The organism is Streptomyces sp. CGMCC 4.7035 (genome assembly GCF_031583065.1).
Taxonomy (GTDB): domain Bacteria; phylum Actinomycetota; class Actinomycetes; order Streptomycetales; family Streptomycetaceae; genus Streptomyces; species Streptomyces yaanensis.
Window position 1 is genome coordinate 4,360,527 of sequence record NZ_CP134053.1, and the last position, 15,095, is coordinate 4,375,621.

16 protein-coding genes and 1 pseudogene are annotated in these 15,095 nt (G+C 69.3%); 11 read left to right on the forward strand and 6 right to left on the reverse strand.

The genetic code is table 11. The features are described from left to right. Positions 1 to 53 precede the first annotated feature (53 nt). The 6 genes from Q2K21_RS18720 (at position 54) to Q2K21_RS18745 (ending at position 7,972) form a co-directional block, all read left to right on the forward strand. Positions 54 to 1,082 carry an AraC-like ligand-binding domain-containing protein gene (locus Q2K21_RS18720; protein ID WP_310772356.1) on the forward strand — a complete coding sequence of 343 codons (1,029 nt, stop codon included), beginning with the start codon at positions 54 to 56 and terminating at the stop codon, positions 1,080 to 1,082. Positions 1,083 to 1,401: 319 nt separating this feature from the next. Then, positions 1,402 to 4,152, forward strand: coding sequence for a helix-turn-helix transcriptional regulator (locus tag Q2K21_RS18725; RefSeq protein WP_310772358.1), 2,751 nt, complete (start codon positions 1,402 to 1,404; stop codon positions 4,150 to 4,152). An 89-nt stretch (positions 4,153 to 4,241) separates the two neighbouring features. Next, positions 4,242 to 4,763, forward strand: coding sequence for an alpha/beta fold hydrolase (locus Q2K21_RS18730; RefSeq protein WP_310772360.1), 522 nt, complete (start codon positions 4,242 to 4,244; stop codon positions 4,761 to 4,763). Positions 4,764 to 4,966: 203 nt separating this feature from the next. Then, entirely contained in the window at positions 4,967 to 6,220 is a 1,254-nt protein-coding gene (locus Q2K21_RS18735) for a sugar ABC transporter substrate-binding protein (protein ID WP_310772363.1), read from the forward strand. Between the two features lie 19 nt (positions 6,221 to 6,239). After that, complete coding sequence (locus Q2K21_RS18740) at positions 6,240 to 7,145, forward strand: carbohydrate ABC transporter permease (RefSeq protein ID WP_386275845.1); 906 nt, start codon at positions 6,240 to 6,242, stop codon at positions 7,143 to 7,145. Between the two features lie 11 nt (positions 7,146 to 7,156). After that, the gene (locus tag Q2K21_RS18745) at positions 7,157 to 7,972 is read left to right on the forward strand and encodes a carbohydrate ABC transporter permease (protein WP_310772367.1); all 816 of its coding nucleotides are present in this window, start codon (positions 7,157 to 7,159) and stop codon (positions 7,970 to 7,972) included. Here Q2K21_RS18745 and Q2K21_RS18750 read toward each other — a convergent pair. Both Q2K21_RS18750 and Q2K21_RS18755 read right to left on the reverse strand, forming a co-directional pair. After that, a complete protein-coding gene (locus Q2K21_RS18750) occupies positions 7,965 to 8,258 on the reverse strand; it encodes a helix-turn-helix transcriptional regulator (protein ID WP_310772369.1) in 294 nt (97 codons plus the stop codon). The two genes, Q2K21_RS18745 and Q2K21_RS18750, sit on opposite strands and share 8 nt — an antisense overlap. Then, positions 8,255 to 8,476 (reverse strand): hypothetical protein, encoded by a 222-nt coding sequence (locus Q2K21_RS18755; protein ID WP_310772371.1) that lies wholly within the window; start codon positions 8,474 to 8,476, stop codon positions 8,255 to 8,257. The genes Q2K21_RS18750 and Q2K21_RS18755 overlap by 4 nt, the downstream gene beginning before the upstream one ends. A 65-nt stretch (positions 8,477 to 8,541) precedes the next feature. On the opposite strand from Q2K21_RS18755, the gene Q2K21_RS18760 reads away from it, so the two are divergent. Continuing rightward, positions 8,542 to 8,733: a hypothetical protein gene (locus Q2K21_RS18760; RefSeq protein ID WP_310772373.1), complete on the forward strand. Its 192-nt coding sequence runs from the start codon at positions 8,542 to 8,544 to the stop codon at positions 8,731 to 8,733. A 63-nt stretch (positions 8,734 to 8,796) separates the two neighbouring features. Here the strand turns inward: Q2K21_RS18760 and Q2K21_RS18765 are convergent, their stop codons facing one another. Both Q2K21_RS18765 and Q2K21_RS18770 read right to left on the reverse strand, forming a co-directional pair. Next, the gene (locus Q2K21_RS18765; protein ID WP_310772375.1) at positions 8,797 to 9,135 is read right to left on the reverse strand and encodes a GNAT family N-acetyltransferase; all 339 of its coding nucleotides are present in this window, start codon (positions 9,133 to 9,135) and stop codon (positions 8,797 to 8,799) included. Positions 9,136 to 9,159: 24 nt separating this feature from the next. Beyond that, the gene (locus tag Q2K21_RS18770; protein ID WP_310772377.1) at positions 9,160 to 10,089 is read right to left on the reverse strand and encodes a pirin family protein; all 930 of its coding nucleotides are present in this window, start codon (positions 10,087 to 10,089) and stop codon (positions 9,160 to 9,162) included. 23 nt (positions 10,090 to 10,112) lie between these two features. Here Q2K21_RS18770 and Q2K21_RS18775 point away from each other — a divergent pair, with 23 nt between their 5' ends. Next, a complete protein-coding gene (locus tag Q2K21_RS18775; RefSeq protein ID WP_386275847.1) occupies positions 10,113 to 10,703 on the forward strand; it encodes a carboxymuconolactone decarboxylase family protein in 591 nt (196 codons plus the stop codon). Between the two features lie 93 nt (positions 10,704 to 10,796). Here Q2K21_RS18775 and Q2K21_RS18780 read toward each other — a convergent pair whose 3' ends face one another. Then, the gene (locus Q2K21_RS18780) at positions 10,797 to 12,443 is read right to left on the reverse strand and encodes an MFS transporter (RefSeq protein WP_310772381.1); all 1,647 of its coding nucleotides are present in this window, start codon (positions 12,441 to 12,443) and stop codon (positions 10,797 to 10,799) included. Between the two features lie 231 nt (positions 12,444 to 12,674). Between Q2K21_RS18780 and Q2K21_RS18785 the strand changes: the two are divergent. The 3 genes and pseudogenes from Q2K21_RS18785 to Q2K21_RS18795 form a co-directional block, all read left to right on the forward strand. Further along, positions 12,675 to 12,824, forward strand: a pseudogene (locus tag Q2K21_RS18785) (AraC family transcriptional regulator); the annotation flags it as partial. Between the two features lie 132 nt (positions 12,825 to 12,956). Beyond that, positions 12,957 to 13,928: an alpha/beta hydrolase gene (locus tag Q2K21_RS18790; protein WP_310772384.1), complete on the forward strand. Its 972-nt coding sequence runs from the start codon at positions 12,957 to 12,959 to the stop codon at positions 13,926 to 13,928. Positions 13,929 to 13,979: 51 nt separating this feature from the next. Beyond that, positions 13,980 to 14,699 (forward strand): alpha/beta fold hydrolase, encoded by a 720-nt coding sequence (locus tag Q2K21_RS18795; RefSeq protein WP_310772386.1) that lies wholly within the window; start codon positions 13,980 to 13,982, stop codon positions 14,697 to 14,699. A gap of 82 nt (positions 14,700 to 14,781) precedes the next feature. Here the strand turns inward: Q2K21_RS18795 and Q2K21_RS18800 are convergent, their stop codons facing one another. Beyond that, a complete protein-coding gene (locus Q2K21_RS18800; RefSeq protein ID WP_310772388.1) occupies positions 14,782 to 14,931 on the reverse strand; it encodes a hypothetical protein in 150 nt (49 codons plus the stop codon). Positions 14,932 to 15,095: the final 164 nt, after the last annotated feature.

Sequence of the window (15,095 nt, forward strand, 5' to 3'; positions counted from 1 at the left end):
TGTGCGCAAAGCACACCGGCTGAAGGGCGGAGATCATGTCGCCGGATACATCGATGCCGGAGCCACAGCAGCTCTCGGGCACCTTCTACACCACGGATTCGGTACCCATCCATCAAAGACAGACGTACTGGCGCGAAGCCCTCTCCCAGACATTCCCCGCAGTTGACATATCCGTCCTGGAGGAGGTCCGCTCGGGAACCATCCGAACGTCCCCGCTGGGCCATCTGCAGACCAATGCGGTGGATGGCGCCCCTCTGCGGGCGCGGCGGACTCCGCGGTTGATCGCACAGGGCAATGACGAGTACGTGGGCGTCGAGCTTTTGTGCAGGGGCGTCGCCAGAGTCGAGCAGGACGCCCGCGAGGCCTGTCTGAATCCAGGGGAGATCTTCTTCTTCGACATGGCACGCCCCATGCGGCTGGAGTTCCCCCATCACTTCCAGACGAAATTCCTTGTCCTGCCGCGGCAGGTTCTGGGCCTGAGAGAGTCCGACCTGCAACGGATCACGGCGACACCCATCCGGCCCGACACAGCGATGGGCTCACTGCTGTCACCCTTTCTGACCAAGCTCGTGGACACGGCGGCAACGTACCCGTCGCGAACCGGTGAGGTACTCGCTCGTCACGTTGTCGACCTTCTCACTGTCCTGGCCGAGGAGCGACTTCGCCAGGGGGCAGGTGACACACCGAGCGGCGCCCAGGTGCTGCTGCTGCGGATCCAGGCATTCATCGACCGGCATCTGGCCGATCCGGACCTGACGCCGGAGGCCATAGCCCAGGCCCACCAGATCTCCGTGCGCTACCTGCACAAGCTCTTCCAGACCGAGGACGTCACCGTCAGCCGGTGGATCCAGCGCCGTCGGCTGCAGGAGTGCCGACGTGAGCTGGCCCGACGGGAGTCGGCGAGCCGGACCATCGCCGCAGTGGCTCGCCGGTGGGGTTTCCCCAGTGCCGCCCACTTCAGCCGGGTGTTCCGGGACTCTTACGGGATGTCCCCCGTCCAGTGGCGGGATGCTGCGGTACGAGGGCCGCGCGTGTCCCCGTCGCCGAGTGGCGCGTCGAGCGTGCCGGAGGCCGTGGGGTAGCCGCGACGTCGGCCGGCCTGCCGCCGATCCTGTGTGATGTTCGCCTCGCCGAACGGGCCAGGGACACGGCGGGCCGCGGCGACGGATCGTCCTGCCGCCCAGCCCTACCAGCGCGTCCGCCGGCGATGAGGCCGCAATCACTCGCCGAATGACCACGTGTGCACTGAGCTGCCGTTTTTGCGATAGTTGGCACCCGGCGCATCGTCGCGCCGGCCGGAGCCGCCTCTCGGCACCGGCAGCCGACGCCGACGGGGGCGGAGGCGGTAGTCGGCCGGGCCTGAGCCCGGTTTCGGCCGATGAGTGCGGACAGGGGACGTGAGTGGCAGAGTCGGGCGGAGCGCTGTCCCGTAGTGGTCTGCGGGGCCGAGAGATCGAGCTCGAAGAGCTGCAAGCGCTGATCGCCTCGGTGGCCCGCACCGGAAGCGGCGGGTTGGCCCTGATTCAGGGGGAGCCGGGCATCGGTAAGACCACGCTGCTCGCCGAGGCCGTCTCCCTGGCCAGGGCAGCGGGGTTCTCCGTCGGCGTCGGCAAGGCCGATGAGCTGCATCGCGTCGTGCCGCTCTCCTCGTTGGCGTCCTGCGTCGTGCACGGCGAGCAGCCGCTGCTGTCCGGCGATGTCTTTGCCGATCTCGCCCGCCATCACGATCAGCGGATCTGGCTGGTGGAGCGCCTGGCGGAGGTGATCGAAGCAAGGGCCGGCAGTGTGCCGGTGCTGATCGCTCTGGACGACGTGCAGTGGGCCGACCCGTTGAGCCGGTTCGCTCTGCAGCAGCTGCCGACACGCTTGCGCAGCTCTCCGGTGCTGTGGATGGTGACCGGGCGACGGGAGCCGACTGGTCCGGCGGAGGAGATCGTCGCAGCTGCGAGGGACGAACTACCGACGGTCACTGTGCGCTTGGGGCCCCTGTCCGGCGCGGCCATCTGCCAACTGGCCGGCGACACCCTGGGTGCAGCTGCTGACGAGCGAGTACGGGACTTGCTCGACGGAGCCGGTGGGAACCCGTTTCTGGCGATCGAGATGCTCGCGGGAGTGCGGAAGGCCGAGGCATCCGATGAGCTGGTGCCCCCAGGGCTCGTGGTGGGTGTGCGCGGCAGACTCAAGTCCCTACAACCCGACACACTGCGCTTCCTTCAGATGGGAGCCGTACTGGGACGCAGGTTCGGCTTCTACGACGCCGCCGCGCTCTGCGGTCAACCGTCCGCCATGTTGATTGCGGCGCTGGAGGAGGCGGTGCACGCCGGACTCCTGGACGACGACGGCGATCATCTGGTTTTCCGGCACGATCTGCTGCGCCAGGCGGTCTATGTCGACATCCCGCCGTCGGCCCGGAAGGCTCTGCACCGAGAGGCTGCCCACCACCTTGTCGCCGCGGGCGGCCGGCCGATCGACGCGGTGCCGCACATTCTCAGGGGCGCCCTGCCCGGAGACGAGGAAGCCGTGGGGTTGCTGCGGCGCGCCGCTGACGACGTACTGCCGGTCACGCCGGGGCTCGCGGCCGACCTGATGACGCGGGCCCTGGAACTGGTGCCCTCCGCGCGGCCGCTGAGGTACGCCGTGGGTGAGCAGACGATCGTCTGCCTGACACAGGCGGGCAGGAACCGTGAGGCGCTGGCGACCGGCGACCAGCTGCTGGCCTACCGACCACCGCTGGAGACCTTCAGCCGGTTGCAGGCCGCCCTGGGCGGGACGCTGTGGAGCATGGATGTCGCCGACGAGTTGCGCCGCCGGGCCGAGACGGCTCTGGCCATGGGGGGCGCCGCCCCGGAGGTCGGGGCGAGACTGGCCGCCCTGCGCGCGCTGGCTCTGTCCCGGGGGCAGGATCTCGCTGCGGCGCGTGAGGCCGGCGAGACCGCGCTGCGCGCTGCCACCGCGGCCGGTGACCGGGAGGCGCACGTCCTGGCCCTGTCCGGGCTCGGCGAGATCGCGCAGAACGCGGGTGAGAACGCCGTCGCACTGGAGCGCTTTGCCGCGCTCAGCGCCGTCGATTCCGCTTTCCTTCCTGAGGAGATCGTCGCGTACACGCACGTGGACGACTTCGCGTCCAGCGAGCGGGTGCTCCTGCGGGCGGCGGACAGTGCCGGGTCGTTCCGTCAGGCCATGATGCTTTGGGCACAAGGCCTGCACGATCTGGGGCTCGGCAGGCTCGACGACGCCGACGCCGACTTCGCGACCATGGAACGCCTGGAAGACGAGGTACAGGTCCCCGTCCAGCAGGTGAACGGTCGCGTGATCCGCTCCCGGATCGCCCTGCTGCGCGGCGACAGGGAAGCGGCGCGGGAGCACCTGGCCGAAGCGCGAGAAAGACTGGCGGTCAAACCGAACCCGGGCAACACGGCCGCGGTGCGCTTCCTGGAAGCGGTCCACGCCGAGGCCGACGGGGACATCGAGCTTGCCGTCGACAAGATCCGGCAGGTGCAGGAAAAAGGGTTCTTCATGCGCTGGCGGCTGTTGCGCGACTGGGTCGATCTCGCGATACGCATGGCTCTGCGCGGCGCGGACCACGAGCTCGCCGAGGATCTGGCCGCACAGGCCGAAGCCCACGCCGAACGCAACCCCGCCGTGCCCACCGCCACGGGCATCGCGGCGCAGGCCCTCGGGCTGGTGAAAAACGATCTCGCCATGCTGCAGCGCTCCGCCGAGCTGCTCAGGGCAAGCCCTCGCCCGCTGGTCCGGGCCGCCGCCCACGCCGATCTCGGCCAGGCGCTTCTGGCGGCCGGCCGGAAACCTGAGGCGGTGGCCGCTCTGACTTACGCCCAGGGAGCGTTCGCCGAGTCGGGCGCCCCCGCCGCGGCGGCACGCGTACAGCGCGCTCTGGAGGGTGCGGGGGCGGGCGGCCGCAGGGCGGTAGCGACCACACAGCGCCCCGTGCAGGGATGGGGGGCCCTCACGGCCTCGGAGAGGAAGGTCGCACGCCTCATCGCCGAGGGCCACACCAACCGGTCGGCCGCCGACCTGCTCGTCGTCTCCCCGCACACGGTCAACACGCACCTGACGTCCGTCTTCCGCAAGCTGTCGGTCAACTCCCGCGTTCAGCTCGCCAACCTGGTCCTGGCCTTGCCCGAAAGCTGAGCGGACCAGTAGGTACGTTCACGCGATGCCCTGCCACATCTGAACGTGCTTGGCTGGGACCTCCCCACACTCAGTCGGCGGCCACCGTCATGCACAGCCCCACGCCGACCATCGTCCTCGTGCACGGGGCGTTCACCGACGCCTCGTCCTGGGCCGGGGTCATCAGCCTTCTTCAAGCCGCGAAATCAGTGGTGCGTGTCCCGGCGAACCCACTGCGCGGTCTCGCGCAGGACGCCGCCTACATCAGGAGCGTGGTCCATGACATCGATGTCCCTGTCGTGCTGGTCGGCCACGACTACGGCGGCGCGGTCATCACACACGTGATGTCCGTGGCGCAACGCCCGATCGCCCAAAGCGCGCTGACCAGCAGATCGGGCCCGCCGGCCTGGGCTTCCAAGCCGTCCTGGTACGCCATCGCGAGCGCCGGCCGGCTACTCAGCCCCACCGCTCAGCGCTTCATGGCACAGCGCATGGCGGCCACCGAGTACGTGCTGGACGCATCGCACGCAGTTGCGCTGTCGCAGCCCGACGCCATGGTCGCGATGATCCGGGAAGCCGCCGAACAAAGCACTGGTCGCGGCAGCGGTGACGAGCTCCGACACCTCTTCTGAACAGAGTCCGACACGACCCATTGCATCGGAAGGTATCGGTATGGACCGTCTCGTACCGGATCTTGACGCATTCGGCCTTCGCCTACAGGCTTACCCTGGTCGAGTTGCGACGGCGGTCTTGGAAACCGTCTTCACCTCCCGACGCCGCCCCCAAGCCCCAGAGCCCCCAAGCCCCAGACGTCACACTCGGTAAAGGCACCACCATGATCTCACCGGCCAGACTGCCGGCGCGGCGGATCGCCGCCCTCCTGACCGGAACCGTCGTCCTGGCACTGCTCGCCACCGGGTGCGGTGGTGGAACCGACGCCGGATCGACCGCGGGCGAGGTAACCTCCATCACCGCCCTCGACTACTACACCGACGCATCCGAGCACGCCCAGTGGAGCGAGCGGCTCACCGCCTGCGGCAAGAGCGCCGGCGTAACGGTCGAGCACACCAGTGTTCCTGGGGCGTCGCTCATCCCCAAGGTCCTGCAACAGGCGTCGTCGCGGACCCTTCCCGACCTGTTGATGCTGGACAACCCCGACCTCCAGCAGATCGCACAGACCGGCGCGCTGGCCCCGCTGGACCAGTACGGCGTCGACACCAGCGGCTTCGCCAAGGGCATCCTGTCGGCGGGCACCTACAGAGGAAAGGTGTACGGACTGGCGCCCAGCGTCGGCACGATCGCCCTCTTCTACAACAAGGACATGCTCTCCGAGGCCGGTGTCGCCGTGCCGAGGACCTGGGACGAGCTGAAGGCGGCGGCGGCCAAGCTGACCCGGCCCGGGCGCTACGGCATGGCGGTCGACGCGAACGCCACGTTCGAGGGCACCTGGCAGTTCCTGCCGTTCCTGTGGTCCAACGGCGGGGACGAGAAGCGGCTGGACACCCCGCAGGCCGCGCAGGCGCTCCAGCTGTGGGTCGACCTGGTGAAGAGCGGATCCATGTCGAAGTCGGTACTGAACTGGACGCAGGCCGACCTCCACGACCAGTTCGTCGCCGGCAAGACGGCCATGATGCTCAACGGCCCCTGGCGGATCTCCGCCCTGAACGAAACCAAGAACCTGCACTGGGGGGTGGCCCCCATTCCCGTCCGCCGGACGGGGCAGACGCTTGTCACACCGCTCGGCGGTGAGGTGTGGACGGTCCCCAAGACCGCTTCCAAGGCCCGGCAGGAGAAGGCCGCCCAGGTACTCGCCTGCCTGAACGACCCCACGCACATGCTCGCCCTGGCCAAGCAGAACTTCACCGTGCCCTCCCGCACAGCGGTGGCCGCCCAGTACGCCGAGCAGGTCCCGTCGATGGCTGCCTTCGTCAAAAGCGTCGAAGAGGCCCGGGACCGTACCGGCGAACTCGGCGTCAAGTGGCCCAAGGCGGCGACCGGGATATACACCGCGATCCAGTCCGCGCTGACGGGCCAGCAGACACCGGAGGAAGCCCTCAAGCATGCGCAGCAGATCGCGACCGGTTCCTGACCTGTTCCCGACCCCCCGGATGAGCAAGGCGGTGACCCGGGCACGCTGTGGGGAGCGGCTGGCCCAGTGGATGTTCCTCGTGCCCGCGGTGGCGTACCTGCTGCTGTTCTTCGGCTATCCGATCGTCAAGAACGTCGTGATGAGCTTCCAGCAGTACACCACCACGACGTTCTACACCGGTGCCGCTCCGTTTGTGGGACTGCAGAACTACTCAAAGATCCTGTCGTCGGACCTGTTCACCAAGGCCCTGCTGACCACGGTCCTGTTCACCGCCGGTTCGATCGTCGGCCAGTTCGTGCTCGGCCTGGCCTTCGCCCTGTTCTTCCAACGCCGCTTCCCGCTCGGCGGCGTTCTGCGGTCGCTCCTGTTGCTGCCGTGGCTGCTGCCGCTGGTCGTCTCCGGAACGACGTGGAAGTGGATGCTCGACACCGACACGGGCGTGTTGAACGACGCGCTGCGCGGTCTTCACGTCGTACAGTCCGGCATCCCCTGGCTGACCGGCACCTCACAGGCACTCGTGTCGGTGATCCTCATCAACATCTGGGTCGGGATCCCCTTCAACACCGCGATCCTGTACGGCGGCCTGCAAGACATACCGCCGCACCTGTACGAGGCGGCGAAGCTGGACGGAGCCGGTCCGGTGACATCGTTCCGCTATGTCACCTGGCCGCTGCTGCGGCCCGTGGCCGGCGTCGTCCTGGTGCTGGGCGTGGTCTACACGGTCAAGGTGCTGGACATCATCCTTGTGGTGACGGGCGGAGGACCGGCCAACGCCACGGAGACCCTCGCCACCCAGTCCTACGAGCTGTCCTTCCAGCAGTTCCAGTTCGGGCGCGGTGCCGCGATGAGCAACATACTCATCGCCATCTCGCTTGCCTTCGCCTTCGTCTACCTGCGTGCCAACCGGCGCGCCCGGAACGTGTGAGAGGTGATCCCGTGAAGCGCGCCCCGGCCCGCGGTTGGCCGTCCACGATCATCGGGATCGTCCTGCTCGCGCTGATGCTGTTTCCCGTCTACTGGATGGTGAACGCCTCCCTGCAACCGGCGGGCAACACACTCCAGGGAGGCTGGTTCCCCTTCCACCCGGACCTCAGCGGTTACGCCACCGCACTGCGCGATCAGGGCCGCAACCTCGTCACCAGCCTCGTCGTGGCCCTCGGCAGCGTCGTGCTCAGCCTCGCGATCGCCGCACCGGCGGCCTACGCGCTGGCCCAGTTCCCCATCCGGGGAACCAACCTCGTGGTCTTCGGCATCCTGATGACCCAGATGGTGCCGAGCATCGTCGTGGCCAACGCGCTCTACAGCGCCTACAACGACCTGGGACTCCTGAACTCCTACCTCGGACTGATCCTCGCCGACTCCACCGCCGGGGTCCCCTTCGCGATCATCATCCTGCGTTCCTTCATGCAGGGCATTCCCCGGGAGATCATCGACGCCGCGCGAGTGGACGGCGCCGGGAGGCTGCGTGTCTTCCGCTCCGTGGTGCTCCCGGTGAGCAGGAACGCACTGATCACCGCCGCCATTTTCACCTTCCTCTTCGCCTGGAGCGACTTCCTCTTCGCCCTCACGCTGACCACCACGGAGACCGTACGGCCGATCACCCTGGGCATCTACCAGTACATCGGCGCTCACACGAACCAGTGGAACGCCACCATGGCCACCGCCGTCCTGGCTTCCGCCCCGGCGGCCGCGCTGCTCATCGTCGCTCAGCGTTACGTCACCGCCGGGGCTACCAGCGGGGCCGTCAAGTGAGGTCGGCGGTGTCCAGGCGGCCTTGAGGCAGCGGCTTGGCGGTCTGCCATTCGCGGGGAGACATCCCGTACGCGGCACGGAAGGCGCGGCTGAAGTGGCTGGGGCTCACGAAGCCCCAGCGCCGGGCGACGCGCGCCACGGTGGGGGCCGTGCCCGTGGCGCGCAACAGATCCCGTCGGCACCTCTCCAAACGTTGCCGCAGGATCCAGCGGCTCACGGTGATCTCTTCTTGCTCGAAGAGCTTGTGGAGATACCGGACGGACATGTTGTGCGCGTCCGCGATCACCTGCGGTGACAGGCTGGGATTGGCCAGATTCCGGATATGTATTCCTTGGTCAGTGCCAGCATGGCGTGAGCCGATTCCGGGGCCTGCGGGTTCAGCTTTCCGGACCGCTCCTGGACGAGCATGGCGATCAGGTCCGCCGCGACGACGCCGAGCCTGCGTCCGACAGACACGTCGAACGTCCCCATGCTCTGGGCCAGGCGCGTCACATACGTCGCCACCAGTCCGCTGCTGTCGCTGTTGCCCGAGAAGGCGGTGGCGGTGAGTGCCGCCGGCCTTTTCGAGGGTGCTCATCCCCAACCTCAGGGGGCTGATTCTCCACGGACTCGCCCAAGCTCTTCACCACCAGCACGAGTTCGCACAGGCCCGTACGGTGCTGGCTGAAGCCCGCGAACTCTTCAAGGTCTCGGGCAACATCGCCAAGGCGGCCGAGGCCGAGGAACTGCTGCGCACCTGGCGCACCGACAGGCGAGCGTAGCGCCACCGCACAGCCGCGGTGACGCCGGGAGAGAGGGGGCTCTTCTCCGCCGTGCCAAGGCCGTCAGCCCAACTCCGTGTTCAGCCACTGCAGGATCTCGGGGGTCACCGGGTCGGTGATGTCGCCGAACTCGTCATGCCGCTTCAGGAACTTGGCCACGTAGGGGCAGACCGGGACGATCCGCTTCCCGGCGTCCCGCACGTCGGTGAGCGCCTGCTGGACCAGCTGGGAGGCCAGGCCCTGTCCGGCGAAGGCGTCGTCGACCTCCGTGTGGTAGAAGACTCGCTGTGCTCCGTGGTCCCGGTAGGCGGTCAGACCGGCACGCTTGCCGTCGACCAGGATCTCGTAACGGTGCTTGGCGTCCACCCGCTCGACGACGGGATCGGTGGGGGAGGGGTGCATCGGGTTCCTCTCGGTCGGTGCGTGTCAGCGACGCGGTGGGTTGTCGCGGGGTGCGATCCGGGCGTTCGGCAGCGCCGGGGCGGGAAGACGGTCCCCGTCGTATCCCGAGACCGATCCGAAGCGATCGGAGGCCTCCTGCCAGTCGTTCCGGGCTTGGATGATGTCCTCGTGGCTGCGGCCGATGAAGTTCCACCACATGACGATCTGCTCCTCGAACGGGGTTCCGCCGAGCAGGACCGTGCGGGCCATGTCGTCCGACTCGTTCACCAAGGTCAGCGTGTCGCCGCCGGTGGGCGCATAGCCCAACTCCGCGGGGCGCAGCGACGTGTCGCCCATGCGGACGGTGCCGTGGTCGACGAGGAGTCCGTGCTCGAAGCCGGGGTCCACGGCGAGCGTGACCGTTGCTCCCGGTTCCAGGAGCACTTCGGCGCCCAGCAGCGGCGTGAACGTCCGTACCGGGGAGTCATGTCCGGCGAGGGAGCCCAGGAAGACCCTGATCTCGGCCCCGTCGAGCCGTACGGGTTCGGGCGCGTAGTGCTGGAAGTCCCGTCCCGTGTGCCGGTGTTCCTCGGGCAGCGCCACCCACAGCTGGACGCCGTGCAGGACCGTGGTCCGCGCGGTCGAGACCTCCGAGTGGCTGATGCCGTACCCGCCCGTCATGAGGTTCAGCTCGCCGGGCCGTACGAAGGCGTGGCTGCCCAGGCTGTCACGGTGCTCGATCTCCCCGCTGAACAGCCAGCTCACCGTCTGCAACCCGGTGTGCGGGTGCGGGGCGACATCCATGCCGCCCGTCGATGCGACGTCGTCAGGGCCGTAGTGATCGACGAAACACCAGGCACCGATCAACGTCCGGGCGCGCTGCGGAAGCGTACGCCGCACGGTCATCGCCCGCGGGCCGCCCAGCGGGACATCCCGAGGGGAGAGTACGTCGACCTCCGCTTCAAGATTGCTCACCGTGCGCCACCTCTCACAGCATGATGTTTTACATTCAACAAATACGCCTGGATCATAATCCGAGAACCGACCAAGCGCACGACGTCACAGCGGAGCCGGACACGGCCCGGAGGAGTCTCCCGTTGAGCATCCACACGACAGGGCCCGCAGTCCAGCGGATCTTCATCGACAAGCAGAGCCCGAAGGCCTACCACGCACTGGTGCAGACGTCCGAAGCGGTTCGCGCGGTCGCCGCCGACGCGGGGCTCGACCGGGGCATCGTAGAACTGATCAATCTCCGTGTGTCGCAGCTCAACGGCTGCGCCTACTGCCTCAGCCTGCACACCAGGGCCGCCCTGCGCGCGGGCGAGACGACGCAGCGGCTGGGAGTGCTGGCGGCATGGCGGGACACCGAACTGTTCACGCCCCTGGAACGCGCTGCGCTCGCCCTGGCTGAGGCGGCCACCGATCCGTCCGACGCCGGCGCGCAGGAATCGGCCTACGACACCGCCCGTCAGGTACTGACCGAGGACCAGATCTCCGCGGTGATCTGGGTCGCGATCACCATCAACGCGTTCAACCGCGTCTCGATCATGAGCAAGCATCCGGTGCGGGCAGACGCCGTCCAGCAGTGATCCGTCGCGTCGGCCACCGCCCCGCCCGGGGCGGCGATCACCAGCCGTAGGAGAAACGGAGGGGCACCGTTGACACTCAGGGCTGACGGCCGGTCACCGAGGGGGTGACAGGCCGTCTTCCGGGACGACGGGGCCCGACGAGGTGTCGAACGCGTGGGTCACCTCCGGCCGGGTGCCGGGCGCGAGGAGCCCGCGCGCCCGCTCCTCGTGGCGGCGGTCCGTGACCGTGAGCCGGCTGTGATGCTGGGCCAGGTGTTCCGACCAGGAGGCGACCAGGTAGTTCTCGATGAAATGCCCCGGTTCTCGGCCGTCCTGATACAGGCCCCAGACGAGAGCCCCCGTGCGCCGCCGGGAACGGGCGACGTGACGCATGTAGTCGGCGAAGGCCGCCGCGTTGCCGGGCGCCACGCGGTAGGAGACGGAGACCAGAACCGGGCCGTCGGCCGGCGCGGGCTCGAACAGCAGGGGTGGCGTGGGCCAGTGGTCGGACAGCGACGGATCGATGCCGTCCGTGCCGTGCAGCGGACTACGACGCAGGCTCAACGCGCTGCCCAGCAGGAGCGCGCTTCCGGCGAGCAACGCGAAGGCGAGTCCCAGCCAGTCGGCGAGGGCGCCCCACAACGGCGCGGCCAGCGCCTGTCCGCCCTGGAAGACCAGGAGGTAGGCGGCGAGACCACGGGCCCTGACCCAGCCGGGGAGCCGTGTCTGCATGGCCGCGTTGAGGGTGGACAGGACGCCGATCCACGCCAGGCCGGCGGGCAGCAGCGCGATGGCCGCGACCCATGGGACGCGCACGGTGGCCAGTACCGCGAGAACGGAGGCGAAGACGAGGGCACCGGCGCCCAGGGTGCCATTGGCACCGAGGGCCCGGCTGATCCGGGGCAGTACGAACGCGCCCGCCACGGCTCCGGCACCGACCGCGCCCAGCAGCAGCCCGTAGCCTCCCGATCCCAGGTGCAGGGAACGGCTGGCGACGAGCGGCAGCAGCGACCACAGGGCCGCACCGCCCGGAACGAACAGGAGCGTACGCAGGAGGATCCGGCGGACGCCCGGGGCGTGCCAGACATAGCGACGCCCGGCGTACAGCGCGGGCAGCAGCTTCTCGCCGCCGCCCACGGGTCGGGCCGGTTCGGGCCGCCGCCACAGGATAAGGACGGCTGTGATCCCGAGGTAGGAGACGGCGTTGAAGGCGAACACCCAGGGCGCACCGGCTATGGCCACCACCGCTCCGCCGAGTGCCGGTCCCAGTGCCCGGGCGAGATTCATGTTGACGGCGCCGAGCGCCGCCGCCTGTTTGAGGCTGCTCCGTTCCACGAGTTCGGGCTGGATCGCCTGCCAGGCCGGGCCCATCAGGGCGGTGCCGCATCCGAGGAGGAAGGTGAGAACGAGCAGGAGCACCGGAGTGAGCACATCCGCGAACGCCAGCCCGGTCAGCACGCCCGAGACCGCCAGCATCGCGCACTGGGCGGCCACGAGCACCCTGCGGCGGTCATAGCGGTCGGCGACCACGCCCGAGGGCAGGGCCAGCAGCACGATGGGCAGGCTGGAGGCCGTCTGCACCAGAGTGACCAGAGCCGCGTCGTTCTCGATGAGCAGCCACTGGGCGCCCACCGTCTGCATCCAACTGCCGACGTTGGAGACCAACTGGGCGATCCACAGCGCCCGGAAGACGGGTACGACAAGCGGGGCCCAGGCCGAATCCGGCCGGGCCGGCCGTGTCGATGAGGGAGCAGTGCTCATGGCGTTCCATGGGGGCGGACGTGCAGACGCGGGTTTCGGCGAACGTCGCGTATGCCATTCGGGTACGGTCGGCGACCAGGCTAGGGCGGCTCGTCGCGCCCCCTTGACCGTCCGTGCACCGGCTCTGCCCCGTCAGCGCCCTGTCCCGGCCGTGTCCCCGCCCATGGCGGGCCGCGGCACCGGGCCCGCTCGAGGACGGTGAGCGATCGGTGACACACCGCCATGTCGGCACGCGCCAACCGGACCATCGCGGCCATGGCGAGCCGCTGGGATTTTCTCAGTGCCACGCACTTCAGCCGGGTCTTCCGCGCCGCCTACGGCATGTCCCCCAGCGAGGGGCGGAACACCGCCGGCCGGGAAGCGCGGCCCTGCTGCCACTGACGCGTTCAGTGCGCTGCCGGGTCAAGGCTCGTGCGCTTACGGACCATTCGTGTCCGTACCGCAGCTCTAGCGTGATGAGCGTCCGCTCCGGGGACGGCCCCGGCGCACCGCACGAAAGCTCAGGAGACCCCCATGCACGACGCTGCAGAGCCGGTGAAGCCGGTACTGGAACCGGCGGCAGCCGCCTTCGCCGAAGCCACCGCCAACCCGCCCTACCTGTTCGACCTGCCCCCGGCCGAGGGCCGCAAGGCCGTCGACGAGGTGCAGTCCGGCGAGATCGACAAGCCCGCCGTCGACGAGGAATGGATCACCGTCTCGGGCGGTCCGACCGGCAGCGTCCGGGCACGCATCGTCAAGCCCGCCGGCGCCCAGGGCACCCTGCCCGTCATCCTCTACATCCACGGCGCGGGCTGGGTCTTCGGCAACGCCCACACCCACGACCGCCTCGTGCGCGAACTCGCCGTCGGCGCCCAGGCCGCCGTCGTCTTCCCCGAGTACGACCTCTCCCCCGAGGCCCGCTACCCGGTCGCCATCGAGCAGAACTACACCGTCGCCCAGTGGGTCGTCGAACAGGGCGCGTCCAAGAACCTGGACGGCTCCCGGCTGGCCGTCGCCGGCGACTCCGTCGGCGGCAACATGACCGCCGCGCTGACCCTGATGGCCAAGGAACGCGGCGGCATCCCGCTCCTCCAGCAGGTCCTGTTCTACCCGGTCACCGACGCGAACTTCGACACCGGCTCCTACCACCAGTTCGCCACCGGCTACTTCCTGCGCCGCGACGGCATGCAGTGGTTCTGGAACCAGTACACGACCGACGAGGCCGAGCGCGCCCAGATCACCGCCTCCCCGCTGCGCGCCACCACCGAGCAGCTCACCGGCCTGCCCCCGGCCCTGGTCATCACCGGCGAGGCCGACGTCCTGCGCGACGAGGGCGAGGCATACGCCAACAAGCTCCGCGAAGCCGGCGTCCCCGTCACCGCAGTCCGCTTCCAGGGCATCATCCACGACTTCGTGATGCTCAACGCCCTGCGCGAGACCCACGCCGCCGAAGCCGCCATCACCCTCGCCGTCGGCACCCTGCGCACCGCCCTCCACGCCGGCTGAGACCGCCTCAGCCCGCTTGAGACCGTCTGAGCCCAAGGAGAGAACCCACACATGACCACGCCCGCCCCCACCGTTGTCCTCGTGCACGGCGCGTTCGCCGACGCGGCCAGCTGGTCCGGGGTCATCGCCGAACTGCAGAGCAGCGGCATCCCCGTCCTGGCGCCGCCGAACCCGCTGCGTGGCCTCGCGTCCGACGCCGCCTACATCGCGTCCGTGGCCTCCCAGATCGACGGGCCCGTCGTGCTCGTGGGCCACTCGTACGGTGGGGCGCTCATCACCGAGGCCGGCGTGACGGAGAACGTCGTGGGACTGGTCTATGTGGCGGCCTACGTCCTCGAAGAGGGCGAGAGCCTCGGTGAACTGCAGGGCCGCTTCCCCGACTCTCCGCTGGCCAGCAATCTGAAGCAGTGGACCTACCCCGTCGCGGACAGTGACCCCGCCGTCGAGGTCACCATCACCAAGGATGCCTTCCCGTCGGTGTTCGCCGCCGATGTGCCCGCTGTGGTCACGAAGGTCCTGGCGGTGGCGCAGCGTCCGCTCGCCGCCTCGGCGTTCACGGAGACCGCCACGGCGGCCGCGTGGAAGACCAAGCCGTCCTGGGCGCTCGTGGCCGGCGCGGACCACGCCATCAACCCGGAGGTGCAGCGCTTCGCCGCGAAGCGGGCCGGCGCGACCATCGTCGAGATCGAGGGCGCGTCGCACGCCGTCGCCGTCTCCCAGCCGAAGGTGGTCGCCGACCTGATCCGTGACGCGGTGCGCGCCACGAGCTGATCTCGTCGCGAAAGGAACCGCGCGGGCGTCCTGAGGGCGCCCGCGCGGTTCCTTTGTGTGCGCCCGGGGACACCGCCATGGGTCAGGCAGCGTGAAGGCCGGGCCTGCCCAGGATGTCGCGTACGGCGATCCGGGCCCGGTACATCGACACGCGGGTGACGACGCCGCGCCCGGTGATGTTGCCGACCGCCCACAGGCTCTCCGCGGCCCGCATCTGTCCGTCCGTGGGCATGACGCCGACGGCCGGATATGCCCCCGTTTCGCCTCGGGGGCCCGTGAGGCGTCCGGTCCCTCGGGTCAGCCGGCCGTCCGCCCTTTGCCGTCAGGCGGTAGGCCGCCGCCTGGTCGTTCCGGCCGCCGGTGGTTCCGGCGCGGATGCGTCCGGCGCCCCGGTGT